The 20,629-nt window shown below is 63.9% G+C and carries 24 protein-coding genes and 2 tRNA genes; 18 read left to right on the top strand and 8 right to left on the bottom strand.

Annotated features, from left to right (window positions below; genetic code table 11):
* Nucleotides 1-17: 17 nt before the first annotated feature.
* The 3 genes from pncA to ATB98_RS30020 all read left to right on the top strand — a co-directional run bounded on the left by pncA (nt 18) and on the right by ATB98_RS30020 (nt 2,473).
* Complete coding sequence (gene pncA / locus ATB98_RS16375; RefSeq protein ID WP_066875498.1) at nt 18-617, top strand: bifunctional nicotinamidase/pyrazinamidase; 600 nt, start codon at nt 18-20, stop codon at nt 615-617.
* Nucleotides 618-651: 34 nt separating this feature from the next.
* Nucleotides 652-1,956 carry a nicotinate phosphoribosyltransferase gene (gene pncB, locus ATB98_RS16370; protein WP_066875496.1) on the top strand — a complete coding sequence of 435 codons (1,305 nt, stop codon included), beginning with the start codon at nt 652-654 and terminating at the stop codon, nt 1,954-1,956.
* A 304-nt stretch (nt 1,957-2,260) separates the two neighbouring features.
* Entirely contained in the window at nt 2,261-2,473 is a 213-nt protein-coding gene (locus ATB98_RS30020) for a hypothetical protein (RefSeq protein ID WP_066875494.1), read from the top strand.
* 167 nt (nt 2,474-2,640) lie between these two features.
* Here ATB98_RS30020 and ATB98_RS29005 read toward each other — a convergent pair whose 3' ends face one another.
* Together ATB98_RS29005 and ATB98_RS16360 are read right to left on the bottom strand one after the other, a co-directional pair.
* Nucleotides 2,641-2,787 carry a hypothetical protein gene (locus tag ATB98_RS29005; RefSeq protein WP_167354075.1) on the bottom strand — a complete coding sequence of 49 codons (147 nt, stop codon included), beginning with the start codon at nt 2,785-2,787 and terminating at the stop codon, nt 2,641-2,643.
* A gap of 160 nt (nt 2,788-2,947) precedes the next feature.
* Complete coding sequence (locus ATB98_RS16360; protein ID WP_234781920.1) at nt 2,948-3,184, bottom strand: hypothetical protein; 237 nt, start codon at nt 3,182-3,184, stop codon at nt 2,948-2,950.
* Between the two features lie 884 nt (nt 3,185-4,068).
* Here ATB98_RS16360 and ATB98_RS16355 point away from each other — a divergent pair.
* Nucleotides 4,069-4,386 (top strand): hypothetical protein, encoded by a 318-nt coding sequence (locus ATB98_RS16355; protein WP_066875490.1) that lies wholly within the window; start codon nt 4,069-4,071, stop codon nt 4,384-4,386.
* Nucleotides 4,387-4,477: 91 nt separating this feature from the next.
* On the opposite strand, the gene ATB98_RS16350 is transcribed toward ATB98_RS16355, so the two are convergent.
* Nucleotides 4,478-4,552 (bottom strand) — tRNA-Thr (locus tag ATB98_RS16350).
* A 268-nt stretch (nt 4,553-4,820) separates the two neighbouring features.
* Between ATB98_RS16350 and ATB98_RS16345 the strand changes: the two genes are divergently transcribed.
* The 13 genes from ATB98_RS16345 (at nt 4,821) to ATB98_RS16285 (ending at nt 14,137) form a co-directional block, all read left to right on the top strand.
* Nucleotides 4,821-5,030: a hypothetical protein gene (locus tag ATB98_RS16345; protein WP_066875488.1), complete on the top strand. Its 210-nt coding sequence runs from the start codon at nt 4,821-4,823 to the stop codon at nt 5,028-5,030.
* Nucleotides 5,031-5,222: 192 nt separating this feature from the next.
* Complete coding sequence (murA, locus tag ATB98_RS16340) at nt 5,223-6,515, top strand: UDP-N-acetylglucosamine 1-carboxyvinyltransferase (protein WP_066875486.1); 1,293 nt, start codon at nt 5,223-5,225, stop codon at nt 6,513-6,515.
* A gap of 256 nt (nt 6,516-6,771) precedes the next feature.
* Nucleotides 6,772-7,212, top strand: coding sequence for a DUF2948 family protein (locus ATB98_RS16335; protein WP_066875602.1), 441 nt, complete (start codon nt 6,772-6,774; stop codon nt 7,210-7,212).
* A gap of 33 nt (nt 7,213-7,245) precedes the next feature.
* Nucleotides 7,246-8,550 carry a histidinol dehydrogenase gene (gene hisD / locus ATB98_RS16330; RefSeq protein WP_066875483.1) on the top strand — a complete coding sequence of 435 codons (1,305 nt, stop codon included), beginning with the start codon at nt 7,246-7,248 and terminating at the stop codon, nt 8,548-8,550.
* Nucleotides 8,547-9,023 (top strand): UPF0262 family protein, encoded by a 477-nt coding sequence (locus tag ATB98_RS16325; protein WP_066875481.1) that lies wholly within the window; start codon nt 8,547-8,549, stop codon nt 9,021-9,023. Before hisD ends, ATB98_RS16325 begins: the two co-directional genes overlap by 4 nt.
* A 10-nt stretch (nt 9,024-9,033) precedes the next feature.
* Nucleotides 9,034-9,501 carry an arsenate-mycothiol transferase ArsC gene (locus ATB98_RS16320; RefSeq protein ID WP_066875479.1) on the top strand — a complete coding sequence of 156 codons (468 nt, stop codon included), beginning with the start codon at nt 9,034-9,036 and terminating at the stop codon, nt 9,499-9,501.
* 166 nt (nt 9,502-9,667) lie between these two features.
* Entirely contained in the window at nt 9,668-9,886 is a 219-nt protein-coding gene (gene infA, locus ATB98_RS16315; protein ID WP_004435948.1) for a translation initiation factor IF-1, read from the top strand.
* 102 nt (nt 9,887-9,988) lie between these two features.
* Nucleotides 9,989-10,609, top strand: a complete 621-nt coding sequence (locus ATB98_RS16310) for a Maf-like protein (protein WP_066875477.1) — start codon at nt 9,989-9,991, stop codon at nt 10,607-10,609.
* Nucleotides 10,610-10,614: 5 nt separating this feature from the next.
* Nucleotides 10,615-10,824: a DNA gyrase inhibitor YacG gene (gene yacG, locus ATB98_RS16305; protein ID WP_066875475.1), complete on the top strand. Its 210-nt coding sequence runs from the start codon at nt 10,615-10,617 to the stop codon at nt 10,822-10,824.
* A gap of 263 nt (nt 10,825-11,087) precedes the next feature.
* Nucleotides 11,088-11,163, top strand: a tRNA-Phe gene (locus tag ATB98_RS16300).
* Between the two features lie 179 nt (nt 11,164-11,342).
* A complete protein-coding gene (locus tag ATB98_RS16295; protein ID WP_066875473.1) occupies nt 11,343-12,446 on the top strand; it encodes a phosphoenolpyruvate carboxykinase (ATP) in 1,104 nt (367 codons plus the stop codon).
* Nucleotides 12,433-13,521 carry a nucleotidyltransferase family protein gene (locus ATB98_RS16290; protein ID WP_066875471.1) on the top strand — a complete coding sequence of 363 codons (1,089 nt, stop codon included), beginning with the start codon at nt 12,433-12,435 and terminating at the stop codon, nt 13,519-13,521. The genes ATB98_RS16295 and ATB98_RS16290 overlap by 14 nt, the downstream gene beginning before the upstream one ends.
* A 301-nt stretch (nt 13,522-13,822) precedes the next feature.
* Nucleotides 13,823-14,137 (top strand): hypothetical protein, encoded by a 315-nt coding sequence (locus tag ATB98_RS16285; RefSeq protein ID WP_066875469.1) that lies wholly within the window; start codon nt 13,823-13,825, stop codon nt 14,135-14,137.
* A gap of 442 nt (nt 14,138-14,579) precedes the next feature.
* Here the strand turns inward: ATB98_RS16285 and ATB98_RS16280 are convergent, their stop codons facing one another.
* The 5 genes from ATB98_RS16280 to ATB98_RS16260 all read right to left on the bottom strand — a co-directional run bounded on the left by ATB98_RS16280 (nt 14,580) and on the right by ATB98_RS16260 (nt 19,573).
* Nucleotides 14,580-15,041 carry a YbaK/EbsC family protein gene (locus ATB98_RS16280; protein WP_066875467.1) on the bottom strand — a complete coding sequence of 154 codons (462 nt, stop codon included), beginning with the start codon at nt 15,039-15,041 and terminating at the stop codon, nt 14,580-14,582.
* A gap of 194 nt (nt 15,042-15,235) precedes the next feature.
* Nucleotides 15,236-15,424 carry a hypothetical protein gene (locus tag ATB98_RS16275; RefSeq protein ID WP_066875465.1) on the bottom strand — a complete coding sequence of 63 codons (189 nt, stop codon included), beginning with the start codon at nt 15,422-15,424 and terminating at the stop codon, nt 15,236-15,238.
* A 148-nt stretch (nt 15,425-15,572) separates the two neighbouring features.
* A complete protein-coding gene (locus ATB98_RS16270) occupies nt 15,573-15,827 on the bottom strand; it encodes a GlsB/YeaQ/YmgE family stress response membrane protein (protein ID WP_066875463.1) in 255 nt (84 codons plus the stop codon).
* Nucleotides 15,828-16,167: 340 nt separating this feature from the next.
* Complete coding sequence (gene rhaI / locus ATB98_RS16265; RefSeq protein ID WP_066875461.1) at nt 16,168-17,460, bottom strand: L-rhamnose catabolism isomerase; 1,293 nt, start codon at nt 17,458-17,460, stop codon at nt 16,168-16,170.
* Between the two features lie 13 nt (nt 17,461-17,473).
* Entirely contained in the window at nt 17,474-19,573 is a 2,100-nt protein-coding gene (locus tag ATB98_RS16260) for a bifunctional rhamnulose-1-phosphate aldolase/short-chain dehydrogenase (RefSeq protein WP_066875459.1), read from the bottom strand.
* A gap of 200 nt (nt 19,574-19,773) precedes the next feature.
* Here ATB98_RS16260 and ATB98_RS16255 point away from each other — a divergent pair, with 200 nt between their 5' ends.
* Nucleotides 19,774-20,595, top strand: a complete 822-nt coding sequence (locus ATB98_RS16255; protein ID WP_066875457.1) for a DeoR/GlpR family DNA-binding transcription regulator — start codon at nt 19,774-19,776, stop codon at nt 20,593-20,595.
* Nucleotides 20,596-20,629 lie beyond the last annotated feature (34 nt).

Genomic DNA, 20,629 nt, shown 5'->3' with positions numbered 1-20,629 from the left:
CGGATTGCGAGGACGCCATGGCTGAAGACGCCCTGATCGTTATCGACCTGCAGAACGACTTCTGCCCGGGCGGCGCCCTCGCCGTCGGCGGCGGCGACGAGATCGTGCCCGCGGTCAACCGCCTCATCGAGCAGTCGCCGCATGTGATCCTCACGCAGGACTGGCACCCCGCCGGTCATTCGAGCTTCGCCTCGAGCCACCCGGGCAAGGCACCTTTCCAGACGGTGGCGATGCCCTATGGCGAGCAGACGCTCTGGCCGGACCATTGCGTGCAGGGAACGCCCGGGGCCGATTTTCATCCGGCGCTCCGCTGGACGACCGCCGAACTCGTCATCCGCAAGGGTTTCCGGCGCGAGATCGACAGCTACTCCGCCTTTTTCGAGAACGATCACCGGACGCCGACCGGCCTTGCCGGATACCTGCGCGAGCGCGGCATCTCCAGGGTGTCGCTTTGCGGCCTTGCGACCGATTTCTGCGTCGCCTTCTCGGCGCTCGACGCGGTCGCCCAAGGCTTCTCAACATCCGTGGTTCTCGACGCCTGCCGCGGCATCGATCTCAACGGTTCGCTCGCGGCGATGATGAAGCGCATGCAGGAGGCCGGCGTCCGGCTGATCTGATCAGAGGCGTGGATCGAGGAGGAGCATCGCCCAAATGCCGAAAACCGATATAGCGCGGCGGGTCTACAATCATACCTGGAAGCTCGACCCGATCGTCCGCAGCCTGCTGGACACGGACTTCTACAAGCTCCTGATGCTGCAGATGATCTGGAAGCTCTATCCGGAGATCGATGCAACCTTCTCGCTGATCAACCGGACGAAGACCGTGCGTCTCGCCGAGGAGATCGATGAGCAGGAACTGCGCGACCAGCTCGACCACGCGCGCACCCTGCGCTTCACCAAGAAGGAAATGATCTGGCTCGCGGGTAATACCTTCTACGGACGCAAGCAGATCTTCTCGCCGGAGTTCCTCGCCTGGCTCGCGAATTTCCGCCTGCCGGAATACGAGCTGGCGCGCCGTGACGGCCAGTTCGAGCTCGCCTTCCGCGGCCGCTGGGTCGAGACGACGATGTGGGAGATCCCGGCGCTCGCGATCATCAACGAACTGCGTTCGCGGGCGGCGATGAAGGGACTCGGACCGTTCACGCTCGACGTGCTCTATGCGCGCGCCAAGGCCAGGATGTGGTCGAAGGTCGAGCAGTTGCGGCAATTTCCGAAGCTGCGCATCTCCGATTTCGGCACGCGCCGGCGCCACAGCTTCCTGTGGCAGCGCTGGTGCGTCGAGGCGCTGAAGGAGGGGATCGGCGCCTCGTTCACCGGCTCGAGCAACGTGCTCCTCGCCATGGACAACGATCTCGAGGCCGTCGGGACCAATGCGCATGAGCTGCCGATGGTCGCCGCCGCGCTTGCCCGCAACGACCGCGAGCTCGCGGCCGCGCCCTACAAGGTCCTCACGGACTGGAACCAGCTCTACGGCGGCAACCTGCTGATCGTGCTGCCGGACGCGTTCGGGACCGCAGCGTTCCTGCGCGATGCGCCGGCCTGGGTGGCAGACTGGACCGGCTTCCGGCCCGACAGCGCGCCGCCGATCGGGGGCGGCGAGAAGATCATCGCCTGGTGGAAGAAGATGGGCCAGGACCCGCGCGAGAAGCTGCTGATCTTTTCCGATGGCCTCGACGTCGACACGATCATCCGCACCTATCGCCATTTCGAGGGACGCGTGCGGATGAGCTTCGGCTGGGGAACCAACCTCACCAATGATTTCGCGGGCTGCGCCCCGACGGAGATCAGCGGCCTCCACCCGATCTCGATCGTCTGCAAGGTCAGCGAAGCCAATGGCCGCCCGGCGGTCAAGCTCTCCGACAATCCGCTGAAGGCAACCGGCGATCCCGCCGAAGTGGAGCGCTACCTGAAATTCTTCGGCACGCAGGATTTCGTCGAGCAGACCGTCCGCGTCTGACGGCCGGCCGGTTCAGTACCTGCCGCGGGGGCAACGGCCGGGATCGGCTTTCCGCGGGCCGCGAACGAAGCCGAAAACAACGATGCGTCTGGCGAAGACTCAGGCAGGGCCGCGGGGGAAGGCCGCGCACTTTGCTCGTCCAGGTTCAGGCTTCGGAGCGCACATCCGCCGCGAGCCGGAGAGGCGGGATCGACGCCCTGCTGGCGCTCATTGGTATGACTTATTGCGGTACCTCACTATTTCCTTGAATTTCCCCCGGAATGCCCCATGATGACGCCATTGAGGTACACCTTGGGAGGGGTTCGTGCGTCAAGCCTATTCTCCGGATGATGTCGATGTGATGCGCGGAGCGCTCGATGTCTGGTGCGCTCTGCATAATGTCGGCAAGGACGGTGCGGAGGCCAACAGGGCCGCCAGACGCATCCTTGACCTGATGAGCAAGAGGAAGTGCTCCTGCGACGAGCTTCTGGCTCAACTCGGAGACTTCCGGCCCGAACCGCGTCACCGGTTGTCCTGACCCGGCGAGCGGCATTCCCGAACAGTTTGAGCGCGTAAGACGTTCCTTCGCAAAGGCGGATGAGCGCTGGTGACGTCGCTCGCGCTCCTGCGGCCTCAGTGCCGCAGCGTGGCGTCGACGGGCGATCGATCGCGCTTGTGATCCGGGCCGGCGGCGCGCGACCTCGTTCATCGCGGTATCGACGAGGTGATCTCGCCGGACACGGTGGGGTGCCCTTCCGGCCGATATTGGGACAGGGCGAAGTGAAGGACACCGCTGACGGCGATCGAGAGGGCAAGAACCGCGACGGTGACGCCAAGACCCGATTTGATCATTCCCATCTCTCCAGAACGCGTGTTTTGCCGGCCCCTTGGCCGAATGAGCGCGAAATGGAGTTATTCCTGTGGCGCCGATCTGGCTGTTCCGAAGGAAACGTAGGACATGGTTAAGAATGGGTTTAGCGACGGTGTCTTGGAGCGCCGGCACGTCCCGTAGTCAAGCCTTGGCGCGGGCTCGCCGCATGGCGCGTCGTTCCGCCATTTTCGCCTGAAGCTCGCCCGGCCGCTTCGAACTGGACAGCGCAATATTCATCGCCCTGTCGAGATCATCCTTGTACCAGAACTTGCGCCGCGGGCTCTCGACGACGCGCGGCTGTGGGTAGGCTTTTCCGATGCGCTCGAGGAAATCCTCCACGTGCTTTTCACCCACGTAGCCTGCCGCCATCTCCGCCATCATGCGTGCCGGCCAGCTGCCGGAGGGAACATGGGCATCACGACGTTTTCTATCCTTTGCCGGCATCCCTGCACCGTTTCTTCGACCACAACCATGGCGGTGCAGACTGTCACAGCACACGTCTCAGTCAAGGATTAATGACGTCACTCGAATGGGGTATGGCAGCTTCTCGGGCGACGCTGCGCCGAGGGACCTGGGCACAGCTTTGGTATCATCGCCTTCGCGGCGCTGCGGGTTGCAGGCCAAAGGGGCAGGCCATTAGCAGCAATCGGCGGGGTAACGATATGTCGGCGTGAAGTTAGTATTCGCCGCCGGGCTTAAAGAAGACGTACCCTCTAAGACCTGCTACTTTTCCGTCGTCCGTTCGGTGCCATGTTAGCCTGGCGTTCATTGGGAAGGGACACCCTTTTTGGAGAAACTGCGCAAGACGCGCACTCGGGACGGTCGGACAGGGTGGAACCACCTTGAATCCCATTGATTTAAGGTCCCGTTCTACAGCGGCCGCATCACTGCCGGCGGGAAAGAGCACCTGCAGGCGTCTCGTGAGTTCCGGCGAGAAAGCGGTGGGCTGCTGTTCCGCTTCGGGAAGTCCGCATCCGGGGTGCCACGCGTCCCCTTCGTCCACAGCCGACAAGTTGAGCAGTAGCGGAGGTAGGCGGCGATCGCACTCCCCCGGCAAGCATCTTGAAAGGACAACGCAGACGCCGACCAGCGCAGCCGCGCGTTTCATAATCACTCCCCTGCGCGCCGCAACCGAAGAGCTTGAAGCGTCTCACAGGGGACGTCTCAGTCAAGGATTAAGGCGCTGCCCGAACGGGCTAATGTGATAGCTGCCGCTCCTCCGATACAATCACGAGTTCCAAGAGCAATCACGAGGTGCTTAGGTGCAGGATGAATTTCCAATCGGCCCGATTCTGATTCTTGTGGGAGATTTCATCGACAAGGAAACAGGCTTCGGTCTTTTGGTTGGAATCTTCGTCGGACTGCTGGCGTACTTTGCAGTGTCAAAACTGATCGGCTACGGTCGGTCGACCAAGGTCACGCCGGCAGTCGAGCGGCAATTCAGGAACGTCTTCGCCATAATGGATGAGGGCCGCCGACAGTCACTGATCCGCTATTACATGGAGAAGTTCGAATGTAATCGCGAGGACGCCATGCGCCGGGCAGTTGAGGAGCGCCAACGTGACGCAAACAGATGGTAAACAGCAACGGTAAGGGTCGGCTCTGATCTTTCCGGCCGTCGGTAGGTAGTGACTAAGGTGCTGATAGCACCATTGATTTCGTTGGAAAAACTGGTGCTGCTAGAGAGATTTGAACTCTCGGCCTCTCCCTTACCAAGGGAGTGCTCTACCCCTGAGCTATAGCAGCATTCCGGCGGCGTCTGGTGACGTGCCGCAGCAGGCGAGGGGCCTATTGCCATAGCTTGAGGGAGAGCGCAAGCCGCATTTCGAAGTTTTTGATCGGGGCGGATCGTCATGGTGTCGAGCGCGGCGGGAGAAGAGTCAGGGAAAATAGCGATTTCAAGGCGTTGCGGCGAAGTTCCGGCGGGCGACGGCAGTGCATTTTTCCGCGTTCGACCCGCGCGCCGACGGCCTCACGCCTTCCGGAGGCTCCGTTTTTGCGCTAATGGAAGCGCATGCGGAACGACGATCACAACAAGCATGCGCCGGGCCCGGCGAAGGGCGACGCGCATCCGAGCGAGGCGGAGGTGCGGCGCCAGCGGCTGGCGAAGACTCTGCGCGACAATCTCCAGCGCCGGAAACAGCAGATGCGTGCCCGCCGCGCCGGCGGCGCCGACGAGACCTCCGGCTTGCCTGCCGCAAAAACGGACGAATCGGAAGATTAGGTCCTGGCCCGCCGGGTTGCGGGGACGGATGTCGCAGGACCCATTCCGGGTCCTGCCGCATTATTCCTGCGCCCGCATTTCGAGGCACTTCTAATTTCACAGCATCTCCACTAAGAGACGCCCTTTAGCAACACCCGGAATTGCCGGTACCGGATTTTCAGAAAGGCGGGCAGCGCCCGTGCGAGAGGTCTCATGGATCGCATCAGGATCGTAGGCGGAAATGAACTCCACGGGGTCATCCCCATTTCCGGCGCGAAGAACGCCGCTTTGCCGCTGATGATCGCGTCGCTCCTGACCGACGACACGCTGACCCTCGAAAACGTGCCGCATCTCGCCGACGTCGAGCAATTGATCCGCATCCTCGGCAATCACGGCGCCGACATCTCCGTCAACGGCCGGCGCGAGCGCCAGGGCGAGAGCTATGCCCGCACGATCCATTTCACGAGCCGCAACATCGTCTCGACCACCGCCCCTTACGAGCTCGTCTCGAAGATGCGCGCGAGCTTCTGGGTGATCGGGCCGCTGCTTGCGCGCGAAGGCAAGGCGCGGGTGTCGCTGCCGGGCGGCTGCGCCATCGGCACGCGGCCGGTCGACCTCTTCATCGAGGGCCTGGCCGCGCTCGGCGCCAACATCGAGATCGACGGCGGCTACGTCAACGCGACCGCGCCGGAAGGCGGGCTCGTCGGCGGGCGCTACGTGTTCCCGAAGGTCTCCGTCGGCGCGACCCATGTCCTGATGATGGCGGCGACCCTTGCCAACGGCACGACGGTGATCGGCAATGCCGCCCGCGAGCCGGAGGTCGCCGACCTTGCCAAGTGCCTCAACGCCATGGGCGCCAGGATCTCCGGGGCCGGCACCGGCACGATCACCATCGAGGGCGTGCGTTCGCTTTCGGGCGCCCGTCACCGCGTGCTGCCCGACCGCATCGAGACGGGCACCTACGCCATGGCCGTCGCGATGACCGGCGGCGACGTCATCCTCGAGGACACGGACGCGAGCCTGCTCGAGACCGCGCTCGAGGCTATCCGCCGCACCGGCGCCGAGATCAGCGCAACGAATAGCGGCATCCGCATCGTTCGCAACGGCGCCGGCATCAAGCCGGTCGATATCGTCACCGATCCCTTTCCGGGATTCCCGACCGACCTGCAGGCGCAGTTCATGGGCCTGATGACGAAATCGAGCGGCGTTTCCCACATCACCGAGACGATCTTCGAAAACCGCTTCATGCATGTGCAGGAGCTCGCGCGTCTCGGCGCGAAGATCTCGCTCTCCGGCCAGACGGCGAAGGTCGAGGGCGTGTCGCGGCTGAAGGGCGCTCCGGTCATGGCGACCGACCTCAGGGCTTCGGTCTCGCTGGTGATCGCGGCGCTGGCGGCGGAGGGCGAAACCATGGTTTCGCGCGTCTACCATCTCGATCGCGGCTTCGAGCGCCTGGAAGAGAAGCTTACCCGCTGCGGCGCCCATGTGGAGCGTGTCAGCGACTGAGTTTCGACGCATGCCGGTGAGCACCGCTCGAGCCGTTTTCGGATGAACAAAAACCGCTTGGCGCGTGCGGGAGCGTTGCGGTTTCCGGCGCGACGTCCTATGTCCTTGACGGTTACCCGCTAATATGCGGGCCTACAGCGCCGTGCCTCTTACCAGACGCGCAAAGGCCGCTGTAGCACTTGGAATTGCTGCATGTCTTCTCGAATCGACCGCGATTCAAGGAGACATGCAGCAGGGATGGACGGGGATGGACCGCATGGATGCCTTGAAACTGCTTGCACTCGACGAGGAAGACCTTGCCGTCGTCTCCGCCCACGTGCAGGACGCAGTCTTCAAGGTGGGCGGCCTTTCCTATGATGCCCGTCGACACCAGTTCTGCGTGGTGATCAATCGCTTTGTCTGGGAAAAGGCGGAAGGCAAGCGCCGGAATTTCGAGCGGCGGCGAGCGGTGCTGCTCTTCAAATGCGTCTCGGCCGTTCGTTCCGTCGGCTTCGACCGCGCCGACCCGGAAGCGGTGCTCGATCTCCTCGCCCTCAGCTTCTCCCGCAAGGCGGAGGGCCCGGAAGGCACGATCGAGCTCGTGCTCGCCGGCGAGGCATCGATCGCGCTTGACGTGGAATGCATCGAGGCGCAGCTCGCCGATACCGGCGGCGCCTGGGAAACCGCATTCAGGCCGCGCCATCCCGAAGGCGCCTGAGCACCCGCCGGCCACCACCAGAGGATCATCGCATTGGCAATCAGGCTGAACTATCTCGACACGAGCTTCGAACGCGAATTCGCCGCGTTCCTGACAACCAAGCGGGAAGTTTCCGAAGACGTCAACGCCGCCGTCCGCGCGATCATCGACGATGTCCGCGCGCGCGGCGACGCGGCGCTCGCCGATTATTCCGCGCGCTTCGACCGGATCGACTTCAATACGACCGGCATGGCGGTCACCCCGGCCGAGATCGACCAGGCGATCCAGGCGGTGGCGCCGGAAGTGCTCGGCGCGCTCAAGGTCGCGGCCATCCGCATCGAGGCCCATCACCGGCGGCAATTGCCGAAGGACGATCTCTATGAAGACGCGATGGGCGTCGGCCTCGGCTCGCGCTGGACGCCGATCGATGCGGTCGGCCTCTACGTGCCGGGCGGCACGGCAAGCTATCCGAGCTCGGTCCTCATGAACGCGCTGCCGGCCAAGGTCGCCGGCGTGCCCCGCATCGTCATGGTCGTGCCGGCAAGCAACGGTGCTATCAATCCGGCCGTGCTCGCCGCGGCGCGGCTCGCCGGCGTCGAGGAGATCTATCGCATCGGCGGCGCTCAGGCGGTGGCCGCGCTTGCCTACGGCACCGAGACGATCGCCCCGGTGGCAAAGATCGTCGGCCCGGGCAATGCCTATGTCGCGGCCGCCAAGCGGCAGGTGTTCGGCACCGTCGGCATCGACATGATCGCCGGCCCCTCGGAGGTGCTGGTCATCGCCGACGGCGACAACGATCCCGACTGGATCGCCGCCGATCTTCTGGCGCAGGCCGAACACGATGCCGGCGCCCAGGCCATCCTGATCACCGACGACGCCGCCTTCGGCGATGCGGTCGAGAAGGCTGTCGAGCGGCAGCTGAAGACCCTGCCGCGGGCCGAGACGGCGGCAGCGAGCTGGCGCGATTTCGGCGCCATCATCCTGGTGCCGGATCTCGACAAGGCGGTGCCGCTCGCCAACCGCGTCGCGCCCGAGCATCTCGAGCTCGCGATCGCCGATCCGGACGCGATGGTGCCGAAGGTCCGCAATGCCGGCGCGATCTTCATCGGCCGCCACACGCCCGAGGTCATCGGCGATTATGTCGGCGGCTCCAACCACGTGCTGCCGACGGCGCGCTCGGCCCGCTTCTCCTCCGGCCTCGGCGTGCTCGACTACATGAAGCGAACCTCGATCCTGAGACTCGGCTCCGACCAGCTGCGCGCGCTCGGCCCCGCGGCGATCGCGCTGGCGCAATCGGAAGGGCTCGAGGCGCATGCCCGTTCCGTCGCCATTCGCCTCAATCTCGGGGGCGAGGGATGAAGGCAGACCGCAACCTGCGCCTCTGCGATGTCGTCCTGGACGAGACGATCGGCCGCTCGACGCCGGACGTGGAGCACGAGCGCGCGGTTGCGATCTTCGACCTGCTCGAGGAGAACCTGTTCGAACCCCTCGGGCATCCGGGCGGACCTTATCGGCTCAAGCTGTCGCTGGTGGATTCGAAACTCGTCTTTGCGATTTCGACCGACGGCGGCGCCGACGTCGCCACGCATATCCTGTCGCTGACGCCCTTCCGCCGGATCGTGAAGGACTATTTCATGATCTGCGAAAGCTATTACGAGGCGATCCGGTCGGCGACGCCGAGCCAGATCGAGGCGATCGACATGGGGCGCCGCGGCATTCACAACGAAGGCTCGCAGACGCTGATGGATCGGCTGTCCGGCAAGATCAGGCTGGATTTCGATACGGCGCGGCGGCTCTTCACGCTCGTCTGTGTCTTGTACTGGCGAGGGTGACGGAGCGGAGATGACCGGAACCGCCGCGCCATATCCGAATTCGCCGCGCTCGGTCCTCTTCATGTGCGGCATGAATGCGATCCGTTCGCCGATGGCGGAGGCGCTTGCGAGAGCCGCGCTGCCGAAGGGGACCTATGTCGCCTCCGCGGGCGTCCGCCAGGGCGAGCGCGACCCCTTCGTCGACGTGGTGCTGGAGGAGATCGGGCTGTCGATCGGCCGGCATCAGCCGCGCACGCTCGAGGAGCTCGAGGACGACTATTTCGACGTCATCGTCACGCTCGCGCCGGAGGCGCACCACAAGGCGCTTGAATTGACCCGGTCGATGGCCGTCGACGTGGTATATTGGCCGACACCCGACCCGACGGTCGCGACCGGGACGCGCGAGCAGATCGTCGCGGCCTATCGGGCAGTCAGGGACCACCTGGCGACGCTGATTGCCAGCCGGCTCGTCGCAAAGGAGCAGCGGAAGGGCGCCTGACCGCAGGCACGGCGCGGTCCCGCGCTGCGTAGATCGCCGCTCGGGTTGAATTCGCGGAAAAAGCGGAATCAAGGCGGTTCACAAAGCCGCGGCGATTGTGTAGTTTCCGGCAACTTTTGAGGATGCGTGAGGCATCCGGTACGAACACGAGAAAGAACAATCCTGCATGGCGAAAGAAGAAGTCCTCGAATTTCCAGGCGTGGTCACCGAATTGCTTCCCAACGCGACCTTCCGCGTGAAGCTTGAAAACGAACACGAGATCATTGCCCACACGGCGGGCCGCATGCGCAAGAACCGCATCCGCGTCCTCGCCGGCGACAAGGTGCTCGTCGAAATGACCCCTTACGACCTGACGAAGGGCCGCATCACCTACCGCTTCAAGTAGGCCCCGGCAATGCATGTCGCCCCGGAATGCCGAGCGTTCAGGGCGGACGACATGCGTGAAGAAAAAGGCAGCGATAATTTCCGGGATTGACGGCGCGCTTCGATGGCAGTGACCAAAAAACTGATACTGGCGTCCGGATCGCCGCGCCGCGTCGAGCTCTTGGCCCAGGCCGGCATCGAGCCCGCGCGCCTTCTGCCGATGGACCTCGACGAAACGCCGAAGCGCTCGGAGCACCCGCGCTCGCTCGCGCGCAGGCTTTCCGCCGAGAAGGCGAGGGCGGCGCTTTCGGCGATCAAGGGCGACCCGGCCTGGGAGGGCAGCTTCATCCTGGCCGCGGACACCGTTGTTTGCGTCGGCCGCCGAATTCTGCCGAAGCCGGACCTGGTGAGCGAGGCCTCGAGCGCGCTGCATCTTTTGTCGGGCCGCAGCCATCGCGTCTATACCGGGATTTGCCTCGTCACGCCCGACCGGACGCTTCGCCAGAAGGTGATCGACACCAAGGTGCGCTTCAAGCGCCTCTCCGGCCGCGACATCGAAAGCTATCTCGCCTCGGGCCAATGGCGCGGCAAGGCCGGCGGCTACGCGATCCAGGGCATTGCCGGAAGTTTCGTCGTAAAGCTCGTCGGCTCCTATACGAATGTGGTAGGCTTGCCGCTCCATGAAACCGTCAATCTCCTCGTCGGCGAGGGCTATGACGTCCACGATCGCTGGCTGGAAGGCTGAAGGAAGTGAGCGGTCAAGGCAAAAACAAGGGTTCCAATGTCGAGCCCCTGCGCGCGACGCGCCCCTGCCCGGAATGCGGCCGCCCGTCCGCGCGCGAGCACTACCCCTTCTGTTCCGAGCGCTGCCGCAACGTCGACCTCAATCGCTGGCTGTCGGGCTCCTACGCGATCCCCGTCACGGACGACGAGTCGAAGGCCGACGAGGACGACCGGTAAGGTCGCCGGCAATCACCGCGCTTCCCGCACGAGACCTCCGCCCCGGCGTCCTGCCTCGGTTCCGATTCGATGCGCCGTGTCTCTCCGATCCTCCTGAATCCGTTCGCTTTTCGCGGCTTTTCCCACCGCCTGCCAATTTCCTTCAAAAAAGAGTCGTTTGGTGCTGGACACCGCCGAACAAGATGCTATAACCCCGCTCGCTTCCGGGGCGAACGACAGCGAGCCCCACGGTTTCTCCAGGAAGCGGCGCCGTCAAGGCGGATGCCCGGATAGCTCAGTTGGTAGAGCAGCGGATTGAAAATCCGCGTGTCGGTGGTTCGAATCCGCCTCCGGGCACCATACTCAAAGTTGCTTAAGCCCCCCCGCAAACCACATATCTTTCGCATTATCCCCTTGAGTTCCCTGCCGTTTAGACCGCACCGGGGCTGGCGGGAAGCCGAAATTTCGATCACAAATAGGTAGGCATGCCGGCATGTCCGGGAACCGCTCGCTTGGGTTGAGCGGCGAGGGGATTTGGGATGAAGTTCCGCGTCTCGGAGGGGGCACGATTTTTCCTGCTTGGGCAGCGCAAGACGATTTTCGTCGAATCGTCGCAGCAGATATTTGAGGTCGACGACCTCACCGCCTATCTCACCTGCGTGCTTGTCGAGCCGGCGTCGGCCCGGCAACTGGAGGCGGACCTCGTGGCGCGTGGCACCGGCCGGTCCCGGGCACGGGCGGTCGTGCGGAAATATCTCCTTTCCTGGTCGAGCCGGGGTCTCGTGGACATCGTGCTCGACGAGGAGGAGGGAGAGCCGCTGCACATCCAGGTGCTCGATTTGTCGGGAACGGCGGTCTCGATAGCCTATCACGACCGACGCCTCCTCGATCTCTCCCTGCCGGTTTTCGAGCATCAGGCGTCGCCGGGGCTCGAAGCCTCGATTTCCTATCAGCTGGCGAGGTTCGACGACCGTGCCTGCATCAGCCGCAACCGCTCCCGCGGCATGATCGTCGCGGCCGACGAGGCGGTGCCGGCGCTGAAGGCGCTGCTGACGGAGGACATGCTCGCAAGCCTCGGCGCGAAGATTGCGCTCCATGCGGCCCTTCTCGTGCGGAACGCGAAGGGCCTGCTGATCTGCGGCGCGCCTGGCGCGGGCAAGACGACGCTGACGCTGGCGCTGCTCGAAGCGGGCTTTGCCTGCGGCGGCGATGACATCGCGCTCCTCGGTGCGGACGGACGGGTGCAAGGCGTGCCCTTCGCTCCGGCACTCAAGCGCGGCTCGTGGGATCTCGTCGACGGCATGCGCGAGACGATCGGGGCCGCTCCGATCCATCGCCGCCTCGACGGCAAGCGCGTCCGCTACATCGCGTCGATCCCCTATGCGCCGGGCGAAGCGGTGCCGCTCGGCACGATCGTGCTTCTTCGCCGCCGAAGGACGGGCCCCGTCGCCATTTGCGAGGCGGAGCCGGCGCGGGTCCTTTCCGAACTCTTCGCCGGCGCCTTCACGCCGGCGCAGCGCCTCGGCCTGGCGCAGTTCGAGACCCTGCTCGGCGCCATCCGCGGCGCCCGCGCCGTCGAGTTGTCCTATTCCCGGCTCGACGAGGCCGTGGAGACGCTGAGCAGGCATCATGAAGCGCCATAGCTACGCAAACCTCCTTGCGCTTGCCGCCTGTCTCGATGGCCGCCCTCCGGCCGGAGTCGACTGGGACAACGTCATAGCCCTGGCGAATGAAAGCCTGACGGTTCCGTCGCTCGCCGTGGCGATGGGGAAATCCGCGGGCGCGAACGACCTGCCGGACGATGTGCGTCAGTACCTTTCCGTGATCCACGAAAGGAATGCGGAGCGCAATAGAAGGCTGATGGCGCAGGCGACGGAGGCGGTGACCTGCCTCAATCGCATCGGCATCGAGCCGCTCGTCATGAAGGGCGCTGCGATTTTGCTTGGCGAGCCGCGGGACGACGTCGGGGCGCGGATCCTGACCGACCTCGACATTCTCGTCCGCCCGGCCGACGTGGAGGCTTCGATCGGGGCGCTTCAGGGCATCGGTTATGAGGTCCGGCTGACCGCCGGCCGCGGCTCATGGCCGGGAAACCCCAGGTTCCATCTGCCGACCGTATTGGAGCGCCCGACGGATGCCGGCAGCATCGATCTGCAATGCCGCCCGAGAGGCCCGGCCTCCTTCAGCGACATCGAATGGCTTTACGGCAACAGCCGGCGGATCGCGCTCGACGGAGGATATGTCCACGTACCCTCGCCCTTCGCCCAGATCGTCTTCCTGATCCTGCACGACCAGTTCCAGGACGGCGACTATTGGCGCGGCCTGATCGACCTGCGTCACCTCCTCGACATGGCGAAGCTCGCCCGGGCCGGCGACATCGACTGGCAGGCCTTGAGATCGCTCTTCGCGCCGGGCTACGAAAGAAATGCCGCCGACACGCAGATCCTGACGGCGCAGGCGCTGTTCGGCATCGACCGGATATCCGACCTATCCTTTGGCAGGCTGCCGCGTCTCCAATTGGCACGCCGACGACTGCAGATCGGAAGGGACAGCCTCGCCGTCCCTTTCACGCTCTTCACGCTTCTGACCGAGATCGCCCATTACGCCTCCTGGGATCGCTTCGGCGGCGAGCCCTATCCCTCGCGGCGGCTCGAAGCAAAGCGCAAACTGCGTGAGTTATGGCGCATTTTCCGCCCGAAGCCGTTGGGGAAGCTCTAGCATTTTGCAGTTCATCTGACGTCGCACAAATGCGGCAAAAACAAACAGATACGTGGTGGCGCGAACGCATGTGAGCGCATCCCGCTCTAATGCCGATCAAATAAAATTAGCGCCTGTATTTTTGCCTTTTGCGCTAAACAACTGTAATATTGCGGAAATTGGGCGGATTAAGTATTTATGATTAATCCCAAAGAATTATAGTTGTACTGATATCAAGAGAAGTAATCAAGCAGCATCACTGTCAAGCGGTCGACGATTACTGTATCGTTCACCACGATTACCGACGCGAAGGGGAGGCGTTATGAAACCCGAAAGCCAGAGCGAACTGCCGTCGCGCAGCGAGGAAGACCGACGCGAATTCCTGAAAAGCTGCGGACGCTTTGCGGTGGTGACGCCGCCGGCCGTCACGATGCTGCTTTCTACGAGCCTCAACTCGAAGGCGATCGCCAAGTCAGGCGGCGGCGGTGGTGGTGGCCACATCAAGGGCAATAACGGATACGGCAACGGACCGGACGGGACCAATCCCGGGAGCTTCCATGGCGGCGGCGTGTCGCATGGCGGTCCGGGCGGCGGGCAGTCGCAAAGCGGCTCGAAGTCCGGCGGCATCCTCAGATAAACATTGCGAGCGGCACGTCCATCCGCGGCGCCATGCGGCTGAATGCATGGCGCCGTTTTTCGCTGTCCGGAAAGCCTTGAAGCCTCCTATCGTCCAGGCGCCGCCCCACGATGCGCGTTGGAGGGACGGCGTTGCGCCGTCGGGCTACTCCCAATAGGCACGATGTTTTCTTAAGCAATTTGTCACAAAATTGTCGGCGTTCGATGGGGCTCTACGGCGCCGCGCGCGTCTTATCAAGGCGCGCAAGCCGCATTCGTCTTCCTGGGGAGTTGAGGCGAGGATGTACGCAATGACGAATCACATGATGAAAGTGTTGATGAGCATCATTGCCGCACTTTCGCTCGGCTCCGTGATGTTCCTCGTCGCCGTTCTCTAAGGCTCGTTGCACTCAGGTTGAATCACCTGACGTTGCACAAATGCGGCCGAAACAAACAGCACGCAATCACAGCGCCGAGACGTCGATCCATTCCGCGCCGGTCAGTTCGGCGATGCGCTTCGGGCTGATGTGAACCGCAGCGTTGGTCGCGCCGGCGGCGGGCACGACAACGTCGAAAGCCTTGAGGGATTCGTCGCAATAGATGCTGTGCGGCTTCGCCAGCCCGAAGGGGCAGACGCCGCCGACCGGATGGCCCGTCTCCTCCTCGACCTCGTCGAGGTCGAGCATGCGAGCCTTGGTGCCGAAGCGCGCCTTGTATTTCTTGTTGTCGAGGCGCGCGTCGCCGCGCGTGACGATCAGGATGACGTCGTCGCCGACGCGAAGCGCGAGCGTCTTGGCGATCTGCGCCGGTTCGACGCCGTGGCCCTCGGCCGCGAGCGCAACCGTGGCGGTGCTCTGTTCGAGTTCGATGACGTCGATATCGGGCGCGTGCCGGGAAAAGAACTGTTTGACGGAGGCAAGACTCATTTCGGGCGATCTTTGCTCTTGAACGAAAACGAGGCGTCGACGGAACGCCGCTTCGGCTGTCTCTGCAGCGCCGCGCGTCTTATCAGGCGCGCAAAGGCCGCTGTAGCACTCTGATCTGCTGCCTGTCTTTGTCCTTAAATCGATGTCGATTCAAGGAGACATGCAATAGGGAAGTGTGAAGGGAAGCGAATGTCTCAGTCGTCGTTGGAGGCGTCAAGGTCTTCGGGGCGCCGACCCTCCTGCTGCGGCGGCAGGTAGCCATGGCTCGCGAACCAGTTTTCGAGGATCGCCGAGATCGCCTGCTCGCGCGTCAGCGGGCCGGGGTGATCGCTGATATAGGTCTGCAGCGCCGTTTCGATCTTCTCGGCATAGAACTCGGTCATCTTCTCCTCCGCTTCGTCATTGCGTGGGCTTCCCCGACCGCGCCCCAAGGGGCGGGCGAAAAGGCGCCGCAGCGGTTTAGCCGCTCAATGATTTTGTCCTCAAACCGGTTCCGATGATAGGCGAATCCTCATCGGGAGCAGCGCCATTTCAGGCCTGTTTGATGATACGGATGAGCGCCAGAAGGATCACGGCGCCGATCGTCGCGTGAAAGATTGACGCCATGATGCCGTTGCCGAGGGTGATGCCGATCGCGGGAAAGATATAGCCGGCGATCAGGGCGCCGATGATGCCGACGACGATGTTGCCGATCAGCCCGAATCCGAAGCCGCTGACGATCAGGCCGGCGAGCCAGCCGGCAACGGCGCCGACGATCAGCAAAACCAGAATGCTTTCGATACCCATCGATGTTCCTTTCGGTTGTATCCCGAGAGCGGGAATGCGCTCACCTGCGTTCGCGGCACCGCCCCATCTGCTTGTTTTTGCCGCATCTGTGCGACGTCAGGTGATTCCACCTGACTGCAAAATGCTCTAGGAAAAAGATATCCGATGATCCTGGATCAGTGGAGGGCAATTCGATCGCGCGGCAATTTTTCTGCGCAAACGGGATTGCCCGCCGCGGTTCGGCTATCGCCGGGTCTGCCGTCGCTACGCAATACCGGGCGAGCCGGGGCCGGCTCGCCTGAAACCGGCGATCCCGGGCCGCAGCGACCCGGGATCATGAACGGGAAAGCTCAAGGCCAATTCAGACGATGCCGCCGCCACCGCCGCTAACCGCCGGCCGCGCTGCCGCCACCCTGGCGCGGTAGCCGCTCGCGCGATAGGCGGCGACCGGTGCGATCGCGCCGCCGCTTTCGAGGCGCGCCATGGCCAGGATCGGCTCGACATCGGTCCGGAAGGCGGCCTTGAGCGTTTCCGACGCCATCAGTGCGTCGTTATCCTGCTGATAGGCCTCGAGCGCCCGCCGGTCGACGAGGAGCGCCTGGGCGTAGGCACGGCCGACCTCCATGGCGCTCGTCATCAGGCTCTCGATCGGGTCGGTCACGTTATGGCTCTGGTCGAGCATATGCGCCGGCTCGAAGCCCTCGGCGCCGCGCATCTCGGCATCGACGAGCTCGTTGAAGACGAGGAACAGCCGGTAGGGGTCGATCGATCCGGTGTCGAGGTCGTCGTCGCCGTATTTCGAATCATTGAAATGGAAGCCGCCGAGCTTCTTGAACTGGATCAGCCGGGCGACGATCATCTCGATATTGACGTTCGGCGCGTGGTGGCCGAGGTCGACGAGGCAGAAGGCTTTCGCTCCGAGCTCCTGGGCGATCATGTAGTTGGTGCCCCAGTCCTGCACGACGGTCGAATAGAAGGCCGGCTCGTACATCTTGTGCTCGGTGAAGACGCGCCAGTCGTCCGGAAGCGCCGCATAGACCGCTTTCATCGAGTCGAGATAGCGTTCGAAGGCGCGGGTGAAATTGCTCTGGCCGGGGAAGTTGGAGCCGTCGCCGATCCAGACGGTGAGCGCCTTCGAGCCGAGCGCCTTGCCGGTCTCGATGCATTCGAGATTGTGCTCGATCGCCTGCCGGCGCGTCGCGGCGTCGGTATGGGTGAGCGAGCCGAACTTGTAGGAACGGGCCTGGCCGGGCGCATCCGAGAAGGTGTTCGAGTTCATGGCATCGAAGCCGAGACCCAGCGCCGCGCCTTTCTCCTTCAGCGCCTTGAGATCGGAGACCTTGTCCCAGGGGATGTGCAGCGAAACGGTCGGCGTCGCCCGCGTCAGTTGCTGGATGACGCCGCAGTCCTCGAGCTTGTCGAAGATGTTGCGCGGCTCGCCCGGGCCGGGGAAGCGGGCAAAGCGGGTGCCGCCGGTGCCGACCCCCCAGGAGGGGACGGCGACGCCATAGGCGGCGACCTTTTGCTTGATCGCGTCGATGTCGATGCCGCGGCCCGAGAGCCGCTCGCCGAGGCTGTCATAGTCGCGCCGCAGCGCCGGCTCCCGGCTTGCGTTGTCGGCATCGAGGACGGACGTGCTGATCATCCCTGTCATGATTGCCTCCCGGTCAGCGGGTGAAGGACTGGGCGTTGCCCGCGTCGACATTGATGATGTTGCCGGTCGATTTCGCCGACATCTCGGACGCCAGGAAGTAGACGGCCTCGGCGATGTCCTCCGGGAAGACGCTGCGCTTCAGCATGGAGCGCTCGCGGTAATGCGCCTCCAGCTCGTCGACATCCATCTTGTAGGCGGCGGCCCGCTGCTCCTTCCATTCGCCGGTCCAGATCTTCGAGCCGCGCAGCACCGCATCCGGATTGACGACGTTGACGCGGATCTGTGCGGACGCGCCTTCGAGCGCCAGGCAGCGGGCAAGGTGGATCTCCGCCGCCTTGGCGGTGCAATAGGCCGAGGCGCCGGGCGAGGCGGCAAGGCCGTTCTTCGAGGCAACGAAGACGATGTTGCCGCCGGCCTTCTGGTTGCGGAAGACCCGGAAGGCTTCGCGCGACACCAGGAAATAGCCGGTCGCGAGAATGTCGATGTTCTTGTTCCAGAGCGCCAGCGTCGTGTCCTCGACCGCCGCCGACGAGGCAAGCCCGGCATTGGAGACGAGGATGTCGAGGCCGCCGAAGGCAAGCAGCGCGTCGCCGAAGCCTGCCTCGACCGCCGCCTCGCTGGTAACGTTCATATTGACGGAGCGGACGAAATCCTTGCCGTAGCGCGCGGCGAGATCGTTGTGCGCCGTGTCGAGCGCCGTCTCGTCGATATCGGCGAGAACGACGCAGGCGCCTTCCTGCATCAGCCGGTCGGCCGTCGCCTTGCCGATGCCGCCGGCGCCGCCGGTGACGAGCGCGATCCGCCCGGCAAGGCTCTTCGGCCTCGGCATGCGCTGCAGCTTGGCCTCCTCGAGCAGCCAGTATTCGATGTCGAAGGCCTCCTGTTCCGGCAGGCCGACATAGGTCGAGACGCCCGAGGCGCCGCGCATGACGTTGATGGCGTTGACGTAGAATTCGCCGGAAATGCGGGCCGTCGCCTTGTCCTTGGCAAAGGTGATCATGCCGACGCCGGGAACGAGATAGACGACCGCGTTCGGGTCGCGCATCGCCGGGCTGTCGGCGCGCTTGCAGCGCTCGTAATAGGCGGCGTAGTCGGCGCGATAGGCGGCGACCGCCTCGGGGAGGCCGGCAAGGGTCCTGTCGATATCGGGCTCAGCCGGGTCGAAATCGATCACCAGCGGACGGATTTTCGTGCGCAGGAAATGGTCGGGGCAGCTCGTGCCGAGAGCGGCGAGCGGCATGAGATTGGTCGAGGTGACGAAATCGAGCACCGCCTGGCTGTCGTCGAAATGGCCGACCTTGTTCTCCTCCGCGCCGATCAGGCCGCGGATCACCGGCATCAGCTTCCTGGCGACGGCCGCGCGCTCGGCAGCGGCGAGCACCGGCTTTGCCTGTCCGCCGAAGGCGGGTGCGGTATTCTCGGCCTCGAACCAGGCGATGGCCCGGTTGATGATCTCGATCGTCGTCTCGTAGGCTTCCTTGGCCGTATCGCCCCAGGTGAAGAGGCCGTGGCTCTCAAGCACGACGCCGCGCGCGCCCGGATTGTCGAGGCAGAATTTTCCGAGCCAGAGGCCGAGCTCGTAGCCGGGCCGCTTCCACGGCAGCCAGCCGATCTCGTCGCCGAAGATCTTCTGCGTCAGTTCGCGGCTGTTCTTCGAGGCGGCGATCGCGATGATTGCGTCCGGATGCATGTGGTCGACATGGGCCTTCGGCACATAGGCGTGCAGCGGCGTGTCGATCGAGGCGGCGCGCGGGTTTAGATTGAAGGTGCAATGGGGCAGGTAGCCGACCATTTCGTCTTCGAACTCGACGCCGCGATAGATGCCCTTGAGCGCCTTCAGCTTGTCCATGTAGAGCGTCGCGAAGCCGTCCATCTTGATCGTGCCGACGTCGCCGCCCGAGCCCTTGACCCAGAGAACCTCGACCATCTCGCCGGTCAGCGGGTCCTTTTCCATGACCTTGGCCGAGGTATTGCCGCCGCCGTAATTGGTGATGCGCTTGTCCGAGCCGAGCAGATTCGAGCGATAGAGAAGCCGCTCCGGCTCGCTCATTGCCGCCGCCTTCGCGTCATCCCAGAGATTGGCGAGCCGTGCGCCCTGTTGCTTGTCGAGCATCTCGAATTCCTCCCGGTAAGCTAGCCGCCGGCACTCGGGCCGCGACGATATGATTGGCATCAGATCACACGGTCGTTGCGCAGATGTCAATCAAAAACGATCAAAAACGTTCATATTGCAGCGCACAATGAAAATTTATGATCGAAACTGATTGACAATGCTTGGGAGTGGTGGAAGCATGCGGGGCATCGGAGGAGCGCATGCACGAGAAAGAAAGACATAGGATCATCCTGTCGGCGGTGCAGGAAAAGCCGGTCGTCACCGTGCCCGAGCTGGTCGATCTGACCGGCAGTTCGGAAGCCACCGTCCGGCGCGACATCGCCGCCCTGCATGTGCAGAAGCGCCTGCGGCGGGTGCGCGGCGGCGCCGAGGCGATCAACCCGCCGCAATTCGTTGGCCTCGCCGGCCGGCCCTTCAGCGTTAACGAAGGCCTGCATGCGCGCGAGAAGCAGGCGATCGCGCGGGAGGCGGTGGCGCTCTGCCAGGACGGCGAGCCGATCATCATCAACGGCGGCACGACCACCTTCCAGATGGTGCACTTCCTCGCCAACCGGCGGATGCAGGTCTTCACCAATTCCTTTCCGATTGCCGAGCACCTGCTCAAGCACTCGAAGAATACGGTGATGCTCTCGGGCGGCACGATTTATCGCGAGCAGAACATCATCCTCAGCCCCTTCGACAACGACGTGACGCGCAATTTCTATGCGCGGCGCATGTTCATGGGCGCCCAGGGGCTCGGGCCGCTCGGTCTGATGGAGGCCGATCCTTTGTTGATCCAGGCCGAGCAGAAGCTCATCGACCAGGCCGACGAGCTCGTGGTGCTCGCCGATTCCTCGAAATTTCACAAGCGTTCGAGCCTCATCCTTTGCGGCCTGAAGCGCATCGCCACCGTGATCACCGATTCGGGCATCGAGGACAGGCATGCCTCTATGCTCGAAAATGCCGGCGTCAATCTGATCATCGCCAATGCGAAGCCCGCGAGCGACGCCGAGACTGCTTCAACATCCGCCGGGGGCGGATGAGGAGAGGGGAAACGGTCGTGCCCGGGAAGACCGC

The sequence above is a fragment of the Sinorhizobium saheli genome (genome assembly GCF_001651875.1).
In the GTDB taxonomy this organism is placed as follows: domain Bacteria; phylum Pseudomonadota; class Alphaproteobacteria; order Rhizobiales; family Rhizobiaceae; genus Sinorhizobium; species Sinorhizobium saheli.
Note: the sequence above shows the minus strand (reverse complement) of the source record. Positions and strands in the feature narration are given on the sequence as shown.

Bases quoted from the DNA above. Each gene is read 5' to 3' on its own strand.
- pncA (WP_066875498.1), top strand. From the start codon at position 18: ATGGCTGAAGACGCCCTGATCGTTATCGACCTGCAGAACGACTTCTGC.
- pncB (WP_066875496.1), top strand. From the start codon at position 652: ATGCCGAAAACCGATATAGCGCGGCGGGTCTACAATCATACCTGGAAG.
- ATB98_RS29005 (WP_167354075.1), bottom strand. From the start codon at position 2,787: ATGATCAAATCGGGTCTTGGCGTCACCGTCGCGGTTCTTGCCCTCTCG.
- ATB98_RS16360 (WP_234781920.1), bottom strand. From the start codon at position 3,184: ATGGCGGAGATGGCGGCAGGCTACGTGGGTGAAAAGCACGTGGAGGAT.
- ATB98_RS16345 (WP_066875488.1), top strand. From the start codon at position 4,821: ATGCGGAACGACGATCACAACAAGCATGCGCCGGGCCCGGCGAAGGGC.
- murA (WP_066875486.1), top strand. From the start codon at position 5,223: ATGGATCGCATCAGGATCGTAGGCGGAAATGAACTCCACGGGGTCATC.
- ATB98_RS16335 (WP_066875602.1), top strand. From the start codon at position 6,772: ATGGATGCCTTGAAACTGCTTGCACTCGACGAGGAAGACCTTGCCGTC.
- ATB98_RS16325 (WP_066875481.1), top strand. From the start codon at position 8,547: ATGAAGGCAGACCGCAACCTGCGCCTCTGCGATGTCGTCCTGGACGAG.
- ATB98_RS16320 (WP_066875479.1), top strand. From the start codon at position 9,034: ATGACCGGAACCGCCGCGCCATATCCGAATTCGCCGCGCTCGGTCCTC.
- infA (WP_004435948.1), top strand. From the start codon at position 9,668: ATGGCGAAAGAAGAAGTCCTCGAATTTCCAGGCGTGGTCACCGAATTG.
- ATB98_RS16310 (WP_066875477.1), top strand. From the start codon at position 9,989: ATGGCAGTGACCAAAAAACTGATACTGGCGTCCGGATCGCCGCGCCGC.
- ATB98_RS16295 (WP_066875473.1), top strand. From the start codon at position 11,343: ATGAAGTTCCGCGTCTCGGAGGGGGCACGATTTTTCCTGCTTGGGCAG.
- ATB98_RS16290 (WP_066875471.1), top strand. From the start codon at position 12,433: ATGAAGCGCCATAGCTACGCAAACCTCCTTGCGCTTGCCGCCTGTCTC.
- ATB98_RS16285 (WP_066875469.1), top strand. From the start codon at position 13,823: ATGAAACCCGAAAGCCAGAGCGAACTGCCGTCGCGCAGCGAGGAAGAC.
- ATB98_RS16280 (WP_066875467.1), bottom strand. From the start codon at position 15,041: ATGAGTCTTGCCTCCGTCAAACAGTTCTTTTCCCGGCACGCGCCCGAT.
- ATB98_RS16275 (WP_066875465.1), bottom strand. From the start codon at position 15,424: ATGACCGAGTTCTATGCCGAGAAGATCGAAACGGCGCTGCAGACCTAT.
- ATB98_RS16270 (WP_066875463.1), bottom strand. From the start codon at position 15,827: ATGGGTATCGAAAGCATTCTGGTTTTGCTGATCGTCGGCGCCGTTGCC.
- rhaI (WP_066875461.1), bottom strand. From the start codon at position 17,460: ATGACAGGGATGATCAGCACGTCCGTCCTCGATGCCGACAACGCAAGC.
- ATB98_RS16260 (WP_066875459.1), bottom strand. From the start codon at position 19,573: ATGCTCGACAAGCAACAGGGCGCACGGCTCGCCAATCTCTGGGATGAC.
- ATB98_RS16255 (WP_066875457.1), top strand. From the start codon at position 19,774: ATGCACGAGAAAGAAAGACATAGGATCATCCTGTCGGCGGTGCAGGAA.